The organism is Mycobacterium sp. (assembly GCF_029961025.1).
Classification (GTDB): domain Bacteria; phylum Actinomycetota; class Actinomycetes; order Mycobacteriales; family Mycobacteriaceae; genus Mycobacterium.
Window position 1 is genome coordinate 250939 of the sequence record NZ_JASBVP010000007.1, and the last position, 16265, is coordinate 267203.

Genomic DNA, 16265 nt, shown 5'->3' on the forward strand with positions numbered 1-16265 from the left:
CCGCTCGGCGGATCCCCGGTCGTCAGTAACAATGGTGGCGACCCCGGCCGCGGGCTGTCATACTCGTCGAATTGCCAGGCGTATATCGCTCGCCTATCTGCCCAGGGGCGGGCGGATTGAGCAGGAAGTCTCATGAACGACTTGCTAACACTGCGTGCGGGGGCGGTCGGTAGCCCGGCCGCGGCTCGGTGACGGTGTTTGCCCGCCCGGCCGAGGAGGCCGTGGCGGTGACCGACGAGTCCGCCACCGCGGCAGCGCAGGCCGGGGCGGGTGCCCGTCCGCCGGGCTGGTCGCTGCGCAATTGGCCGGTTCGGTGGAAGGTCGTCGCGATCGTGCTGGTGCCACTGCTGCTGTCGGTGGCTCTCGGCGGAACGCGGGTCTACGGCGCGGTGACCGATGCCCGCAACCTGCGACTGGCCGCGGAGCGCGCCGAGGTGGTCCCGGCGATAGCGAAGTACCTCTCGGCGTTGGATGTCGCGGTGCTGGCGAACTCCGGTGCGGGCGACGTCGCGGGGGCCAAGAAAAACTACGACGCTCGCCGACACGAGTTGCGCGCCCGGCTGGCCGACACCGATGTGTCCCCCGACGTGCGCTCCGCGTTGAACACCGTGCTCGACGGCGGGCAGGCACTGCTGGACAAGGTGGCGTCCGACAGCATCGGTTTGCGGGAGCGGGTGACCGCGTATGCGCCGATCCTGATGACCGCGCAGAACGCGATCACCGGGTCGGTGCGTGTCGACAGCGAGCGGGTCCGGGCCAAGGCAGCGGGTTTGAGCCGCGCGGTCGGCGTGCGCGGCCAGATGATGATGCAGCAGCTTCTGGTCACCCGGGGAGCCGACCTTCCCGAGCCGGAGTTGCGCGTCTCGATGATCACTCTGGCCGGTACCGAGCCCTCGACCCTCTACGCGCTGGGTGAGGTGCTCGGCGCCGGCTCACCCGAAGCCCGCACGCTGCAGCAGCAGATGGTGGACCGGATGGCGATCATGTCCGATCCGGCCAGCACCCTGGTCAACAACCCCCAGCTGCTCCGCTCGATACAGACCAGCGACGCGATCGCGGACCGGGTGATCAAAGACACCGTCGCCGCGGTGACGAAGTCGGTCCGGGAGCAGGCGGCGGCCCGGCGCGATGCGGCCATCCGCGACACGGTTCTGGTGCTGGCCGGTGTGGTGACCGCCCTGGTGATCGTGCTGCTGGTCGGGCGATCGCTGATCCAGCCGCTGCGGGTGCTGCGCGACGGCGCGCTGAAGGTCGCCCACGAGGATCTCGAGCGCGAGATCGCGCGGGTGCGTGCCGGCGATGAGCGGGCTCCCGAGCCGCTGCCGGTGTACACCACCGAGGAAATCGGCCAGGTCGCGCACGCGGTCGATGAATTGCACTCCCAGGCGTTGCTGCTGGCCGGCGAGGAGGCCCGGCTGCGGCTTTTGGTCAACGACATGTTCGAGACCCTGTCGCGGCGCAACCGCTCCCTGGTCGATCAGCAGCTGGCGCTCATCGACCGGCTGGAGCGCAACGAGGAAGATCCCGGCCGGCTCGAGAGCCTGTTCCGGCTCGACCACCTGGCCGCCCGGATGCGCCGCAACGCCGCCAACCTGCTGGTGCTGGCGGGGGCACGGGTTTCCCGCGACCCGCGGGGGGTGATGCCGCTGTCCGCGGTGATCAACGCCGCGGCCTCCGAGGTGGAAGACTATCGCCGGGTGCACACGGCGATGATTCCCGAGTGCACGGTGGCCGGCGCCGCGGCCGCCGACATCGTCCACCTGTTCGCGGAGTTGATCGACAACGCGCTGCGCTACTCGCCCCCGGAATCGTCGGTCCGGGTGTGCGGGGAGCGACGAAACGACGGCGGGGTTGTGGTGCAGATCATCGACTCCGGGCTGGGGATGACCGACGGTGATCGGCGGGTGGCGAACATTCGGTTGCGAGTGGGCGGCGAGGTCACCCCCGACAACGCCCGCCACATGGGTCTATTCGTGGTCGGGCGGCTGGCCGATCGGCACGGTATGCGGGTGCGGCTGCGCAGCTCGGCAACCGGGGAGCGCGCCGGCGGCACCACGGCCGAGGTCTATTTGCCGCCGGGCGTTCTGGCCGGCCGCGCCGCCGGCAACCGGGTCCCCGTCCCGCGGGCCGCGGCCAGCAGCGAGCCATGGCACGCGGCCACGGTCGATGCCGGGACCGACGGCCGGGATGCCGGGACCGACGGCCGGATCGTCGCCTCTGCGGTGGCCGTCGCCGACCCGGACGCATCGAAGCGCAACGGGCCGCATCCGGCTGCCGGGCTGCTGCCCCGCCGCGACCCGGGGTCCAGCGGTATCACCGACCTTCCGGCCCGGCCGACGGCGCCCGGCGACGCCGTTGAGCATGCCCCGCGACTCCCGCGGCGCGAGCTTCCCCCGCCCGGGGGGGACCACCCCGCCCACCACCACCCCGACCGGCCGGCGGCCCGGCAGGTCTCCGACACCTCGGGGTATTTCTCCGCACGGCCGCGGGCCGCTCGCGACGGCGCCCCGGACGCGGATGCGGCGCGGGGCGGCGAACCCGGGCCGGGGCCCGCCGACACCCCCACCGAGGATGTGATCTATCAGCGGATGCTTGCGGAGTACCTGGTCGATCCGCACGAGCTGGGCCGAAGTAGCGACCTGGACTGGAAATCGGTGTGGGACCGGGGCTGGTCGGCGGCGGCCGCGGCGGAGAGCGTTCCTATCCGCTCGCACACCGACCACGGTCTGCCGGTGCGGGAGCCCGGCGCCCGGCTGGTACCCGGGACAGCCGTGCCGGAGCCTTCAGCATCGGGCGAATCACCCATCACCGCGGTTGCGCGGCACCGGGCCCCCGAGCAGCACCGGGAGAACCGGGTGGCAGCAAACGGTGGATCGCATGCCCGGCGGCCGTGGGCGGATGCGTCGCCGCTGCCGGACCCGGACGCCGTCCGCGCCTCCATCAGCAGCCATTTCGGTGGCGTGCACGCGGCCCGATCGCATGCCCGCGAGACCCATCGAGGACCCGATCACGAATGACCCATCTCGCACCCGACAACGCGCTGGATTGGCTGGTATCCAACTTCGCCCGCGAGGTGCCCGGGGTGGCGCACGCGGTGCTGGTGTCGGTCGACGGTCTGTTGATCGCCGCCAGTGAACATCTGGCCCCCGACCGGGCGGATCAGCTTGCGGCGGTCGCGTCCGGACTGGCCAGTCTCGCCACCGGGGCCGCACAGCTCCTGGAGGGCGGGCAAGTGTTGCAGTCGGTAGTCGAGATGCAAAACGGCTATCTCCTGTTGATGCGGGTCGGTGACGGCTCGCACCTGGCGACGCTGGCCGCCGGCTCGTGTGACATCGGTCAGATCGGTTACGAGATGGCCATGCTGGTCGAGCGGGTGGGCGGGGTGGTGCAGTCCTCCCGGCGAACCGAGCCCGATCTGCAGCCGTGAGCCGACATGGGCCGACATGAGACGCCGCAACCCGCGGGTGAAGCGAGCCTCGTCCGCCCATACACGCTGACCGCCGGGCGGACCACCACCAGCGTCGAGCTGCCCTTGGAAGCGCCGGTGCAGACCCTGCAGCCGGCACCGACACCCCGATGGCCCCCCGAGGATATCCGGTGCGAGATCCTCCAACTGTGCACCGACCGTCCTTCGATTGCCGAACTCTCGGCCCGTCTGGACGTGCCGATCGGTGTCGCCCGCGTCTTGGTGGGCGATCTGGTCACGTCCGGCTACCTTCGGGTGCAGCCGACGCTGACCGACCGTTCGACGAGTGACGAACGCCGTGAACTCATAGGGAGGACGCTCCGTGGCCTACGAGCGCTATGAGGGGGGGTACCACCCGGTTGCGGGGGCGCGGGCGCCCGCCTCGACGAAGATCGTCATCGCGGGTGGATTCGGTGTCGGGAAGACCACATTCGTGGGCGCGGTTTCGGAGATCATGCCGCTGCGCACCGAGGCGATGGTGACCGACGCCTCCACCGGTGTGGACATGCTGGAGGCGACCCCGCAAAAACGCACCACGACCGTGGCGATGGACTTCGGCCGGATCACCCTGGATGAGGATCTGGTGTTGTATTTGTTTGGCACGCCGGGGCAGCGCCGATTCTGGTTCATGTGGGATGACCTGGTGCGGGGCGCGATCGGCGCGATCATCTTGGTCGACTGCCGTCGCCTGCAAGACAGCTTCGCCGCGGTTGACTTCTTCGAGCACCGCAACCTACCGTTTCTGATCGCCATCAACGAGTTTGACGGTGCGCCAAGATATCCCATAGCCGAGGTGCGCGAGGCGCTGACGCTGCCGGAGCACGTCCCGGTGATCACCATCGATGCCAGAGACCGGCGCTCGGCGACCGACGCGCTGATCGCCGTGAGCGAGTATTCGCTGGCGTCCCTCGCCCCGGCGACGATGCGGCCCGAAACGGCCCGCTGAGGAGCGGGGCAATCAAGGACGCTTGAGCCTGATCTGCCAGCGCACGAAAACCGCGTACGCCACGGACAACACCCCCAGCATCGCCATGTCGAACAGCCACGCGTGCGGGGTGTGTGCCCAGTGGCTGTCCTGCGGGCACAGGTTGGGGGATATCAGCGCCCGCACGTCGACGGTCGAGGCGGTCGCGGCGTAGCCCCAGCGAGCCGGCGTCAGCCAAGACAGCGGGTCAAGCTTTCGGTCGGTCACCGTGATCATCCCGCCGGAGAGCACCAACTGGGTCATGACCGACACCACCAGCAACGGCATGATCTGATCGTTGGAGCGGGCCAGCGCCGAGAGCAACAAGCCGAGCAGCGCCGACGCGACGCAGGTCGCGGCGACACCCACAAACAATTCAACGGCGGCGTCCGCCTTGGTGGCACCGAAGACGACGGCCCCTCTGGTCGGCGCCCCCTTGCCGAGCACGACGATGCTGGTCGTGATCGCCGACTGGATGACCGCGAACACGCAAAACACACCGATCTTGGCCAGCAGATAGGCTCCGGTCGACAGGCCGACCGCCTGCTCCCGGAGAAAAATGGGGCGCTCACCGGTCAGGTCGCGAATGGTCAGCGCGGTGCCCGTAAAGACGGCACCGACGTTGAGCAGCACCAGCAGCTGCGCGGGTTCGGTCGGGGTGTTACCTTCCAGCGCGGCGGGTCCGAATCCTGTGGCGCCGCGAACGGCCAGCGCCAGGGCGCCCATGACGAACGGCACCACCGCCAGGAATGTGAAGTAGGCGCGGTCGGCCACGATCAGCCGAACCTGGCGGCGGGCGATCGTGGAGAGCTGCCGCCACACACTGGTGTGTGCCGCGGCGCCCAACTCGGCTTTCGGCGCTGGTGGCGCCGCGCTCGGCGGCGGCCGGTTTTGGGCCAGGAAACGCCGGTTGGCGGCGTCCGGGTCGTCACCGACCTTGGCGAAAATATCGGCCCAGTTGGTGGTCCCCATCACCGCGCCGATGCGGGCGGGTGGTCCGTAGAACGCGGTCTTGCCGCCGGGTGCCAATAGCAGCACCTGGTCGCAGATGTCGAGGTAGGTCAGCGAGTGGGTGACCACCAGCACGACGCGGCCGGCGTCGGCCAGCTGGCGCAGCATCAGCATGACCTGCCGGTCCAGCGCCGGATCCAAACCCGAGGTTGGTTCGTCAAGAATCAGCAGCGACGGGCCGGTGAGCAGCTCCAGGGCGACCGAGGCCCGTTTGCGTTGCCCCCCGGAGAGCTTGTCCACCCGGGTATTGGCGTGCGTGGTGAGCTCGAGCTCGTCGAGAACCTGGGCCACGACGTGCTCACGGTCGGCTTTGCTGGTGTCGGGCGGCAGCCGCAGCTCGGCGGCATACCCCAGCGCCTGGCTGACCGTCAGCTGGCGGTGCACGACATTGTCTTGCGGGACCATGCCGATCCTGCTGCGCAATATCGGGTACTCGGCGTGGATGTCGTGGCCCTCAAAGGTGACCGTGCCCCGGCTGGGGCGGGTATAGCCGGCGATCAGCCTGGCCAGGGTGGTCTTGCCGGCGCCGGAGCCCCCGATGATCGCGGTGAGCGTGCCGGGTCTGGCCGTCAACGAGATGTTGGTGAGCAGCTTGCGGCCGTGCTGGATGCTGAAATCGACGGTGTGCACCTCGAGCCCCCCGGTGCGGGTCGCGGCCTCGGTGCGGCGGACCAGGGTGCCGTCGCTGAACACCAGGTCGACGTTGCCGATCGTGACCACGTCACCGTCGGTCAACACCGCCGATTCCACCCGGACCCCGTTGACGAATGTGCCGTTGATACTGCGGTCGCGGATTTCGGTGCCGTGCGGCGTGGCGAGCAACATCGCGTGATGGCGCGACGCCAGGACGTCTTGGACCACGATGTCGTTGTCGGTGGCCCGACCGATCGTGACGGAGCCGGGTGGGGCCTCGGGCTTGGATCCGGGTGGCGGCTCCGCGGGGGTCCGCGGTGGCCGGCCGGCGGCCCCCCGGTGCCGTCCCACCTCGAAGGTCAGGCGGGGACCCTCGGGATTTCCGATGTTGATGCTCTGGCCGTCATGGATGTCAATCAGCGGCACCCGCTGACCGTCGACGAAGGTGCCGTTCCGCGATCCGTTGTCGATGCCCAGCCATCGGCCCTGCTCGAAGCGCAGCAACAGGTGCGACCGGGAAATCAGTGGGTGAGCGACCCGCATGTCGGCGCGCAGGTCACGTCCGACAACCACATCATGGCCGGGCGTGAAGCTCCGTTCGACGCCGTCGTAGCGAACCGTCAAGACCGGCGGAGCGGATGCGGTCACCCCCTCAGTATTGGGTGGCGGGCCCGTTATTTCGCGCCGTGTCGGGCGGAATTCGCCGGGCCGTTACCGGTGATTAGCGGGACCGCTCAGCGACGCTTCAGCCGGATTTTCCACCAGACGATGCCGGTGTAGGCGACCGACACCACCACCAGCATCGCCATGTCGAACAGCCAGGCGCTCGGCTTGTGCGCCCAGTGCTGGTCTTTGGGGCTGACCGGGCCCGGCACCAGTTTGTCGATGTTGATCGTGGATGCCGACGCCGCGTATCCCCAGCGCGCGGGCGTCAGCCACGACAGCTGGTCGAGCACCGTGCGGTCGGTCACCCAGATCATGCCGCCGGAGAACACCAGCTGCGACATGATCGACACCACCAGCAACGGCATGATCTGGTCTTGGGTTCGGGCGATGGCCGACAGGGCCATGCCGAGGATCGCCGAGGCCACGGCGGTCGCGGCGACCGTGACGAACAGCTCCAAGCGCACGCTCCCAAGCATTACGGCGTCGGTAGGCGGCGGGCCCCAGTAGGCCAGCGTGATGGTGGTGGCGATGGCCGCCTGGATGATCGCGAACACCGAGAACACCACGAGCTTGGCGGCCAGATACGCCGCGGTCGAGAGGCCGACGGCCTGTTCTCGCTGGAAGATGGGGCGTTCGCCGATGAGGTCGCGGATGGTCAGCGCGTTGCCCATGAAGACCGCGCCCACATTGAGCATCACCAGGATCTGCCCCGGCTGATCGGGATTATCACTTATGGGGTTGGCGATTCCCAGTCCGGTTTTGCCGCGCACGGTCGCCGACAGCACGCCGATGAGGAACGGCAACAACGCCAGAAACACCGTATATCCGCGGTCGGAGACGACCAACCGGATTTGGCGGCGCGCGATCGTGGAGAACTGGCGCAGCACGTCGGTGCGTACCGGCTCACCCAGATCCCTGGGCGCCGCGGTGGTCTGCACCGGTTCGCGGCGCCGCCCCTCCCGTTCCAGGAAGCGGCGGTTGGCCTCGTCCGGGTCGGCGCCCACTTTCGCGAAGATGTCCGCCCAGTTCCTGGTTCCCATAGCCGACTCGATCTGGTCGGGCGGGCCGAAGAACGCCGTTTTTCCGCCGGGTGCGATCAGCAGCAGCTGATCGCAGACATCGAGGTATGACACCGAGTGGGTGACCACCAGCACGACGCGGCCGGCGTCGGCGAGCTGGCGTAGCATCAGCATGACCTGGCGGTCCAGCGCGGGGTCCAGACCGGTGGTCGGCTCGTCAAGAATCAGCAGCGACGGGCCGGTAAGCAGTTCCAGCGCCACCGAGGCCCGTTTGCGCTGGCCGCCGGAGAGTTTGTCGACCCGGGTATCGGCATGCTTGGTCAGCTCGAGCTCCTCGAGCACCTGGGCGACGGCCTGGGCGCGGTCGGCCTTGCTGGTGTCGGGTGGCAGGCGCAGCTCCGCGGCATACCCCAGCGCCTGGTTGACCGTCAGCTGGCGGTGCACCACGTCGTCCTGCGGGACCATGCCGATCCTGCTGCGCAATGAGGCGTATTCACGGTGGACGTCATGGCCCTCGAAGGTGACCGTGCCGGAACTCGGGCGGGTGTACCCGGCGATCAGCCGGGAAAGCGTGGTCTTGCCGGCGCCGGATCCGCCGATGATCGCGGTAAGGGTGCCGGGCCGGCAAGTCAGCGAGATGTGGTCGAGAAGTTGCTTTCCGTCGACGCTAAAACAGACCGAATTGACTTCGAGACCCCCGGTGCGCGCCGCGGCTTCGGTGCGCCGGACCAGGGTGCCATCGGTGAATACCAGGTCGACGTTGCCGATGGTGACCACGTCGCCCTCGTTCAAGATCGCCGACCCGACCCTGACCCCGTTGACGAACGTCCCGTTGACGCTGCGCGCGTCGCGGATCTCGGTGCCGAGCGGCGTGGGCACCAGGAACGCGTGATGACGTGAGGCCAACACATCCTGGATGACGATGTCGTTGTCGGTGGCGCGACCGATGGTCGCCGAGCCCGCCGGCTTCTGGGGTGCTGCGGCCCCGGGGCGCAGCGCCTGAATCATCTTTGTCGCCAGGTTGGCCACTTCCGGTGGTTTTGCGGCGGCGGGTGCCATCTGGGTTCGTGGCTGATAGCTGGCGGGCGGCGCCGGAGGAGCTGCGCTGTGTGGTCGCCAGGTCCCCGGCGCCGGTTGTGGCGCGCCATAGGGTCCCCGCTGCCCGCCGCCGGTCGGATACATCGGCCGGGGTGGCGCCGGCGCAGCCGACGGCGGCGCGGTAGGACGCGGCCGCGGCGCCGGCGCCCAGGAACCACTGGTCGGGCGCACGGGCTGCGACGGCGCCGAGGGCGGTTGGACTATCCGCATGGTCGAGGTGAGCGGTGGCCGGCCCGCCATGCCCTGGTGCCGGCCGATCTCGAACGTGAGCCGCGGCCCGTCGGGGTTGCCGATGTTGATGCTCTGGCCGTCGTGGATGTCGACCACGGGCACCCGGTGACCGTTGACGAAGGTTCCATTCAGGGATCCGTTGTCGATCGCCAGCCACCTGCCCTGATCGAAGCGCAGCAACAGGTGCGCCCGGGAGACCAGCGGATGGGTGATGCGCACATCGGCGCGCAGGTCACGTCCGATCACCACGTCGTGGCCCGCCGCGAAGGTGCGTTGCGACCCGTCGTAGCGGACCGTCAACACCGGCGGGGATGGCTGGCTCATTGCAGCACCAACTGTAGCGGGTTGGCTCACCGCACCGACTGTAGCGGTTTGCGGCCAAGCGGCCTACGAACGAACCGCGCCGCGTCACCTGAAACACTTCCGCGGCCACCGCGCATCCGCCCGGACCAGCAGATGCCCCACCGGCCGGCGTGGCCGGGCATGCCGCGCCGGACGGCGGATGTCAGACTGTCTGACGTGACTGCTATCGCGCTGGACGGCAAGGTTACCCGCGATGAGATCTTTGCCGACCTGAAGCGGCGGGTGGCCGTCCTGACCGCAGCGGGCCGCACACCGGGGCTCGGCACCATCCTGGTTGGTGACGACCCCGGTTCACAGACCTACGTCCGTGGCAAGCACGCGGACTCGGCCAAGGTGGGCATCACCTCCATCCGCCGGGATCTGCCCGCCGACATCTCTCAAGTCAAACTGAACGAAACCATCGACGAGCTCAACGCCAACCCCGAGTGCACCGGCTACATCGTGCAGCTGCCGCTGCCGAGGCATCTCGACGAAAACGCGGCCCTGGAGCGCGTCGACCCGGCCAAGGACGTCGACGGTCTGCATCCGATGAACCTGGGCCGGTTGGTGCTCGGCGCCCCGGCGCTGTTGCCGTGCACGGCGCGCGGCATCGTGCATCTCTTACGCCGCTACGGCATTGAGATCGCCGGAGCCCATGTGGTCATCATCGGCCGTGGCGTGACGGTCGGCCGCCCGTTGGGGCTGTTGCTCATCCTGCGTTCGCACAACGCCACGGTGACGTTGTGCCACACCGGAACCTGCGATCTGCCCCGGTTGACCCGCCAGGGGGACATCGTCGTCGTGGCCGCGGGTGTGCCGCACCTGCTCACCGCCGAGATGGTGCGCCCCGGCGCCGCCGTCGTCGACGTCGGTGTCACCCGCACCGAGAACGGGTTGGTCGGCGATGTGCATCCCGACGTGTGGGAGGTCGCCGGTTACGTGTCGCCGAACCCCGGCGGCGTCGGCCCGCTCACCCGGGCGTTTCTGCTGACGAACGTCGTCGAGCTGGCGGAGCGGCAATGAGTGCCCGCGAGACGATCCGGGCGCAGGCGCCGATCCTGCTGGTTGGGTTGATCTTCCTTGCGGGGTTCGGTTTGGTGGCGGCGAATTTCTGGCGTCGCGGGGCCTTGCTCATCGGCATCGGGGTGGGCGTGGCGGCGGCGCTGCGGCTGGTGTTATCCGATGAGCGGGCCGGCCTATTGGTGGTGCGCAGCAAGGCAATCGACTTCGTCATGATGGCCGTGGTCGCGGCGGCGATGGTGTATATCGCCTCGACGATCGACCCGTTGGGGACGCGCTAGGCACCCGGCAAGCCCGGCAACTGAGGAAAATTGGGCATGTTGCCGTTGGCGATTGATGTCATCATCGACGGGCAGTACATCGATATCGCAAGGCTGGTAAACATTCCCGCCATGGCCGGTGACATCCCGGTGTTGCCGGTGATGCTCGACACCGCGGAGGCGAGCGTTCCGCCGGGCTGGGCCAGCATGGGACAGATCGACTGGCCAAGCGCCACCGTGCTTGCGGGGTCGCCGTAGTTGACACCGGCGTGGGTTAACGCGGCCAAAAATCCGTCGTCGACCGAGTCCGCCCGGGCCGGCGCAGCGGCCACCGCCGCTGCGGTGGCCGCTGCGCCGAGAGACATCGCCAGCGCGGGAATGACCATCGGCTTTCGGGCCGCGCGTTTCGCCGGCATGTCGGCTCCTTACGTGTTCAAGATGCGCTGACAGCACCCAAAAGGCTCTTCCACGACCATGATCGATCGCCGTCACACCGCCGACACGACGCGATAAAGACGGGGTAAAGATTACCGGGCGCTTAACTACCCGGTGCAAAAGGGGCGCCATGACCGCTATGAGGAGGCCAGCGTGGCCCGAACGCAGACCGTGACGTAGGGCAGCGCCAGACCGGTGGTGTTGGCCAGCGCCGGATGAGTGGCCAGCAACTCGCGGACTCGCTCCAGGGTCTTGGCGCGCACCTCGGCCGGCGACGTGATGCAGTAGCTGCGCGAGGCGACCAGGTCGATCAATGCTTGTGGCGTCAGATAATTCGTCCACTCGACGTGATGGCGTTGCTGCTCGGCGAACGGCGGGGGCAGGGTCACTTTGTTGTGCACCGGGTCGCCGTCGCGGCCGATGATGCGACCCAGCTCGCGCACCCAGCCGAGCCGCTCGTCGCGCGTGTTCCACACCAGACCCAGCCGCCCGCCGGGCCGCAGCACCCGCGTCACTTCCGGAATTGCCCGGGCAGGATCGAACCAGTGCCACGCCTGGGCAACCAAGACAGCGTCAACGCTGTTGTCGGCCAGGGGAATCTCTTCCGCGGTGCCCAGCAATGCGGGCGTTTCGGGCAGCGAGCTGCGCAGCACGTCGAGCATCTCGGGGATCGGATCGACCGCCACCACGTGCAACCCGCGTTCGACCAGCCGGGCGGTCAGCTTTCCGGTCCCCGCGCCCAAGTCCAGCACGTCGCGAGCCCCCGCGGGCAGCAGCCAATCGATCGCTTCGGGCGGATAGGATGGCCGGCCCCGCTCGTAGGCGGCGGCCTCCGCGCCGAACGATAGCGAACGCTCGTGCCGTGAGCGGGTCACCGCCAATGCACGCCTTCGGCCGGGGCGGATTCGAGAGCCAACTCCAGGGTTTGCCGGATCAGCTCGCCAACGGCCTGCCTCTCCAGCAGAAACCCGTCGTGCCCGTAGATCGAGTCAACAACCTTCAGTTCGGCGCAGCCCGGCAGCAGGTCCGCCAACTCCTCTTGCAGGCGCAACGGGTAGAGCCGGTCGGAGGTGATGCCCGCGACGACCACCGGCACCGGGCAACCGCTCAGCGCCGCAGCCACACCGCCCCGTCCACGGCCGACGTCGTGGCTGTTCAGTGCCTCTGTCAACACCACATAGGTCCCAGCGTCAAAGCGCGACACCAGTTTTCGGCCCTGGTGTTCCAGATAGCTTTGCACCGCGTAGCGCCCGCCGGTTACCGGATCTGCGTCGTCCTGGGGGTCGTTGGCGAATCGGATGTCCAGGTCCAGCTCGCCACGGTAGGTCAGGTGCGCGAAGCGGCGGGCGATCTGAAGTCCGGTGTCAGGCGTGCGCCCGGTGCCGTGGTAATCACCGCCCTGCCAGTTCGGGTCGGCCTTGATGGCCGCGATCTGGGTTGTCTGGGTTCCGATCTGATCGGCGGTGGCACGTGCCCCCACCGCCAGCAGCAACCCGGAGCGGACCCGGTCAGGATGGCTGACGATCCATTCCAGTGCTCGCGCACCGCCCATCGACCCGCCGACCACCGCGGCCACCTCGGTGATGCCCAGGGCGGCCAGGGCAGCGACATCGGCCGCCACCTGGTCGCGCACCGTAATTCTGGGGAACCGTGAGCCCCATGGCTTTCCGTCACGCGCTAGTGAGCTGGGCCCGGTCGAGCCGCGGCAACCACCCAGCACGTTGGTGGCCACCGCACACCAGCGGGTGGTGTCGATTGGCGCGCCCGGCCCGGCCACACCGTCCCACCAGCCCGGTGTCGGATGCCCCGGGCCAGCGGGCCCGGTGATGTGTGAATCACCGGTGAGCGCATGCAGGACCACGACCACGTTGTCGCGGGTCGGTGACAGCTCGCCCCAGCGCTGCACGGCGATACAGACGTCGTCGATCACCGCTCCGCTTTCCAGCCTCAGCGAGCCGATGTCGATCAAGCCCACTTCGCCTTCGGCGGGCAGTGTCTGTATCGGCACGTCGGAGATCGTCATCTCAGACTCCTCAAAAGGCAGCCACGGACTGCGGATCGGTGGTGGTTCCGCGGTGTGCTCGCGCGGCCGCGAAGCCGAGCTCTAGATCGGTGAGAATGTCGTCGATGCCCTCGAGGCCGACCGCCAGCCGCACCAGCCCCGGGCTCACCCCGGTGGACAGCTGCTCCTCGGGGGTGAGCTGGGAGTGGGTGGTCGAGGCCGGATGGATCACCAGCGAGCGCACGTCACCGATGTTGGCGACATGGCTGTGCAGCTTCAGCGCGTTGACGAACGCCTTGCCCGCCTCTACCCCACCCGCCAATTCGAACGACAGCACCGCTCCGGTTCCTTTGGGCGCCAGTTTTTTTGCACGCTCAAACCAGGGTGATCCGGGCAGCCCTGCGTAGTTGACCGAGAGGACGTCCTCGTGACCGGCGAGGAACTCGGCCACCCGCTGCGCATTGGCAACGTGCCTCTCCATCCGAAGACTCAACGTTTCCAGGCCCTGGGCCACCAGAAACGCGTTGAACGGCGAAGCCGCCGAGCCATAATCACGCAGCAGCTGCACGCGGGCCTTGATCGCGAACGCCGGCGGACCCAGCTCGGCGTATACCACGCCGTGATAGCTGGGATCGGGTGTGGTGAATCCGGGGAAGCGTCCGCTCGTCCAATCGAAGGTGCCGCCGTCGACGATTACCCCCGCGATCGCCGCGCCGTGCCCGCCCAGGTACTTGGTAGCGGAGTGCACCACGATGTCGGCGCCGTGGGCGATCGGCTGTATCAGATAGGGGGTGGCAATGGTGTTGTCGACGATCAGTGGTACGCCGTTTTCGTGGGCGACCGCCGACACGCCTGGGATGTCGAGAATGTCGATCTGGGGATTGGAGATGGTTTCGCCGAAGAACGCCCTGGTGTTCGGTCGGACCGCGGCCCGCCACGAGTCCGGGTCGTCGGGATCATCGACGAAGCTGACGTCGACGCCGAGCTTGGGCAGCGAGTAGTGAAACAGGTTGTAGGTGCCGCCGTAGAGCCGCGGGCTGGACACAATGTGGTCGCCGGCGCCGGCAAGGTTCAGTATCGCGAATGTCTCCGCGGCCTGCCCCGACGCCAGGAACAGCGCCGCCGCACCGCCTTCCAGCGCGGCGATGCGCTGTTCGACGACCTCGGTGGTCGGGTTGCCGATCCGGGTGTAGATGTTGCCCGGGATCTCCAAACCGAACAGGGCCGCGGCGTGGGCGGTGTCGTCGAAGGTGTAGGAGGTGGTCTGGTAGATCGGCAGGGCACGCGCGTTGGTAACCGGATCCGGTCGTTGGCCGACGTGGATCTGTTTCGTCTCAAACGACCAGTGCGCGGTCGGGTCGCTGTCGCCGGTGTCGTTGTGCGAGCTCATCTGGGGTGCTTTCTGCTAGGGGTTCGGATGGGTGGGTCTCGCGCCCGCAATCATCTATGACGCCATCGGTGATGACGTCAGTCGGCGGCCATCGGCTCAATGACAACGACGCATAGCGGGCCAACCCACATAGGCGCGCATCAGGTTTCCCTGTCTACTCGGGGGGCCCGTCATGGCGGACCCGCGCTTGCCGCGTAGCCGGTGGTGGCTACTCAACCTGGTCATCACCCGGGGCACCCCACCGCGGTTGGAGGGTTGCCGGCCAGCAAGCCGGGGCTTGGCGCTGGCGCTCATGACCGAGAGAAAGGTTATCGCATGACCCCGACCCGGCGCCACCGGGGGCGAAAGCTACCCGTCAGTAGCCCACAGAGCGCTGCGCTCGACTGTGGACGGTCAAATCGCTCCTTGTAGTCTGGCCTGGGAGTGGCCGATTGCGACGGGCTACCCGGCCGGCCACAACCGCTCACCAGGCGATCGTCGCGTAGGAGGACTGGGGTTCACATGTCCAGCGGATCCAAGATCAAAGTCGAAGGCACGGTAGTAGAGCTTGATGGCGACGAGATGACTCGTGTCATCTGGAAGCTCATCAAAGATATGCTGATTTTTCCGCACCTGGACATCACTCTCGAGTACTACGACCTGGGCATCGAGCATCGCGACGCCACCGATGACCAGGTGACGATCGACGCGGCGTATGCGATCAAAAAGCACGGCGTCGGCGTCAAATGCGCGACCATTACTCCTGACGAGGCACGGGTCAAGGAATTCAACCTGAAGAAGATGTGGCTCTCGCCCAACGGGACGATCCGGAATATATTGGGCGGTACAATTTTTCGCGAGCCGATCATAATCTCGAATGTCCCGCGACTGGTGCCCCACTGGACCAAGCCGATCGTCATCGGCCGCCATGCCTTTGGCGATCAGTACCGGGCGACCAACTTCAAGGTCGACCGGCCGGGCACCGTCACCCTGACCTTCGTTCCCGAGGACGGCGGTGAGCCGATCGTGCATGAGATGGTGCGCATCCCCGAGGACGGTGGTGTGGTGATGGGGATGTACAACTTCAAAAAATCCATCCAGGATTTCGCCCGGGCGTCATTCGCCTACGCGCTGCAAGAGCACTATCCGGTGTATCTATCGACGAAAAACACCATCCTCAAGGCCTATGACGGCATGTTCAAAGACGAGTTTCAGCGCATCTACGACGAGGAGTTCAAAGACGAGTTCGAAGCGGCCGGGCTGACCTATGAACACCGGCTGATCGATGACATGGTGGCGGCCTGCCTCAAGTGGGAGGGCGGCTACGTGTGGGCGTGCAAAAACTACGACGGCGACGTGCAATCCGATACCGTGGCCCAAGGCTATGGGTCGCTGGGGTTGATGACGTCGGTGTTGATGACGGCGGACGGCAAAACGGTCGAGGCCGAAGCCGCTCACGGCACGGTCACCCGGCATTTTCGCCAATACCAGCAAGGCAAGCCCACCTCGACCAACCCGATTGCCTCGATTTTCGCCTGGACCCGCGGATTGCAGCACCGCGGCAAGCTGGACGGCACCCCCGAGGTGATCGACTTCGCCCGGAAGTTGGAGGAGGTCGTGATCGGCACGGTCGAGGAGGGGCAGATGACCAAGGATCTGGCCGTGCTCATCGGTCCGGAGCAGGGCTGGCTGAACACCGAGGAGTTCCTCGGTGCAATCGCCGACAATTTGAAAAAGGCGCTCGGCTAG

General features: G+C 67.6%; 13 protein-coding genes and 1 riboswitch. Of the genes, 7 read left to right on the plus strand and 6 right to left on the minus strand.

The window, feature by feature from the left end:
* The first annotated feature begins 188 nt into the window (after window positions 1-188).
* The 4 genes from QJR12_RS10875 to QJR12_RS10890 are packed head-to-tail and all read left to right on the plus strand — an operon-like array spanning window position 189 to window position 4412.
* Window positions 189-3017, plus strand: coding sequence for an ATP-binding protein (locus QJR12_RS10875; protein ID WP_300581852.1), 2829 nt, complete (start codon window positions 189-191; stop codon window positions 3015-3017).
* Window positions 3014-3427 (plus strand): serine protease inhibitor, encoded by a 414-nt coding sequence (locus QJR12_RS10880; protein ID WP_300581855.1) that lies wholly within the window; start codon window positions 3014-3016, stop codon window positions 3425-3427. The genes QJR12_RS10875 and QJR12_RS10880 overlap by 4 nt, the downstream gene beginning before the upstream one ends.
* Window positions 3428-3433: 6 nt before the next feature.
* Complete coding sequence (locus tag QJR12_RS10885; protein WP_300581858.1) at window positions 3434-3808, plus strand: DUF742 domain-containing protein; 375 nt, start codon at window positions 3434-3436, stop codon at window positions 3806-3808.
* Window positions 3789-4412: an ATP/GTP-binding protein gene (locus QJR12_RS10890; RefSeq protein ID WP_300581860.1), complete on the plus strand. Its 624-nt coding sequence runs from the start codon at window positions 3789-3791 to the stop codon at window positions 4410-4412. Before QJR12_RS10885 ends, QJR12_RS10890 begins: the two co-directional genes overlap by 20 nt.
* Before the next feature lie 12 nt (window positions 4413-4424).
* Here the strand turns inward: QJR12_RS10890 and QJR12_RS10895 are convergent, their stop codons facing one another.
* Both QJR12_RS10895 and QJR12_RS10900 read right to left on the minus strand, forming a co-directional pair.
* Complete coding sequence (locus QJR12_RS10895; protein ID WP_300581863.1) at window positions 4425-6722, minus strand: FHA domain-containing protein; 2298 nt, start codon at window positions 6720-6722, stop codon at window positions 4425-4427.
* Between the two features lie 86 nt (window positions 6723-6808).
* Entirely contained in the window at window positions 6809-9412 is a 2604-nt protein-coding gene (locus tag QJR12_RS10900; protein ID WP_300581866.1) for an FHA domain-containing protein, read from the minus strand.
* A gap of 195 nt (window positions 9413-9607) precedes the next feature.
* On the opposite strand from QJR12_RS10900, the gene QJR12_RS10905 reads away from it, so the two are divergent.
* Window positions 9608-10453, plus strand: coding sequence for a bifunctional methylenetetrahydrofolate dehydrogenase/methenyltetrahydrofolate cyclohydrolase (locus QJR12_RS10905; RefSeq protein ID WP_300581868.1), 846 nt, complete (start codon window positions 9608-9610; stop codon window positions 10451-10453).
* Window positions 10450-10731, plus strand: coding sequence for a DUF3017 domain-containing protein (locus QJR12_RS10910; protein ID WP_300581870.1), 282 nt, complete (start codon window positions 10450-10452; stop codon window positions 10729-10731). The genes QJR12_RS10905 and QJR12_RS10910 overlap by 4 nt, the downstream gene beginning before the upstream one ends.
* On the opposite strand, the gene QJR12_RS10915 is transcribed toward QJR12_RS10910, so the two are convergent.
* From QJR12_RS10915 to QJR12_RS10930, 4 genes are all read right to left on the minus strand, one after another.
* A complete protein-coding gene (locus tag QJR12_RS10915; protein WP_300581873.1) occupies window positions 10728-11126 on the minus strand; it encodes a DUF732 domain-containing protein in 399 nt (132 codons plus the stop codon). The genes QJR12_RS10910 and QJR12_RS10915 overlap by 4 nt on opposite strands.
* A 156-nt stretch (window positions 11127-11282) precedes the next feature.
* On the minus strand, window positions 11283-12020 hold the full coding sequence (locus QJR12_RS10920; RefSeq protein WP_300581876.1) for a class I SAM-dependent methyltransferase: 738 nt from the start codon (window positions 12018-12020) through the stop codon (window positions 11283-11285).
* Window positions 12017-13168 (minus strand): homoserine O-acetyltransferase, encoded by a 1152-nt coding sequence (locus QJR12_RS10925; RefSeq protein WP_300581879.1) that lies wholly within the window; start codon window positions 13166-13168, stop codon window positions 12017-12019. The genes QJR12_RS10920 and QJR12_RS10925 overlap by 4 nt, the downstream gene beginning before the upstream one ends.
* Before the next feature lie 10 nt (window positions 13169-13178).
* A complete protein-coding gene (locus QJR12_RS10930; protein ID WP_300581882.1) occupies window positions 13179-14537 on the minus strand; it encodes a bifunctional o-acetylhomoserine/o-acetylserine sulfhydrylase in 1359 nt (452 codons plus the stop codon).
* Window positions 14538-14715: 178 nt separating this feature from the next.
* A riboswitch (SAM riboswitch) is annotated at window positions 14716-14835 on the minus strand.
* Window positions 14836-15038: 203 nt separating this feature from the next.
* Here QJR12_RS10930 and QJR12_RS10935 point away from each other — a divergent pair.
* Window positions 15039-16265 carry an NADP-dependent isocitrate dehydrogenase gene (locus QJR12_RS10935; protein ID WP_300581884.1) on the plus strand — a complete coding sequence of 409 codons (1227 nt, stop codon included), beginning with the start codon at window positions 15039-15041 and terminating at the stop codon, window positions 16263-16265.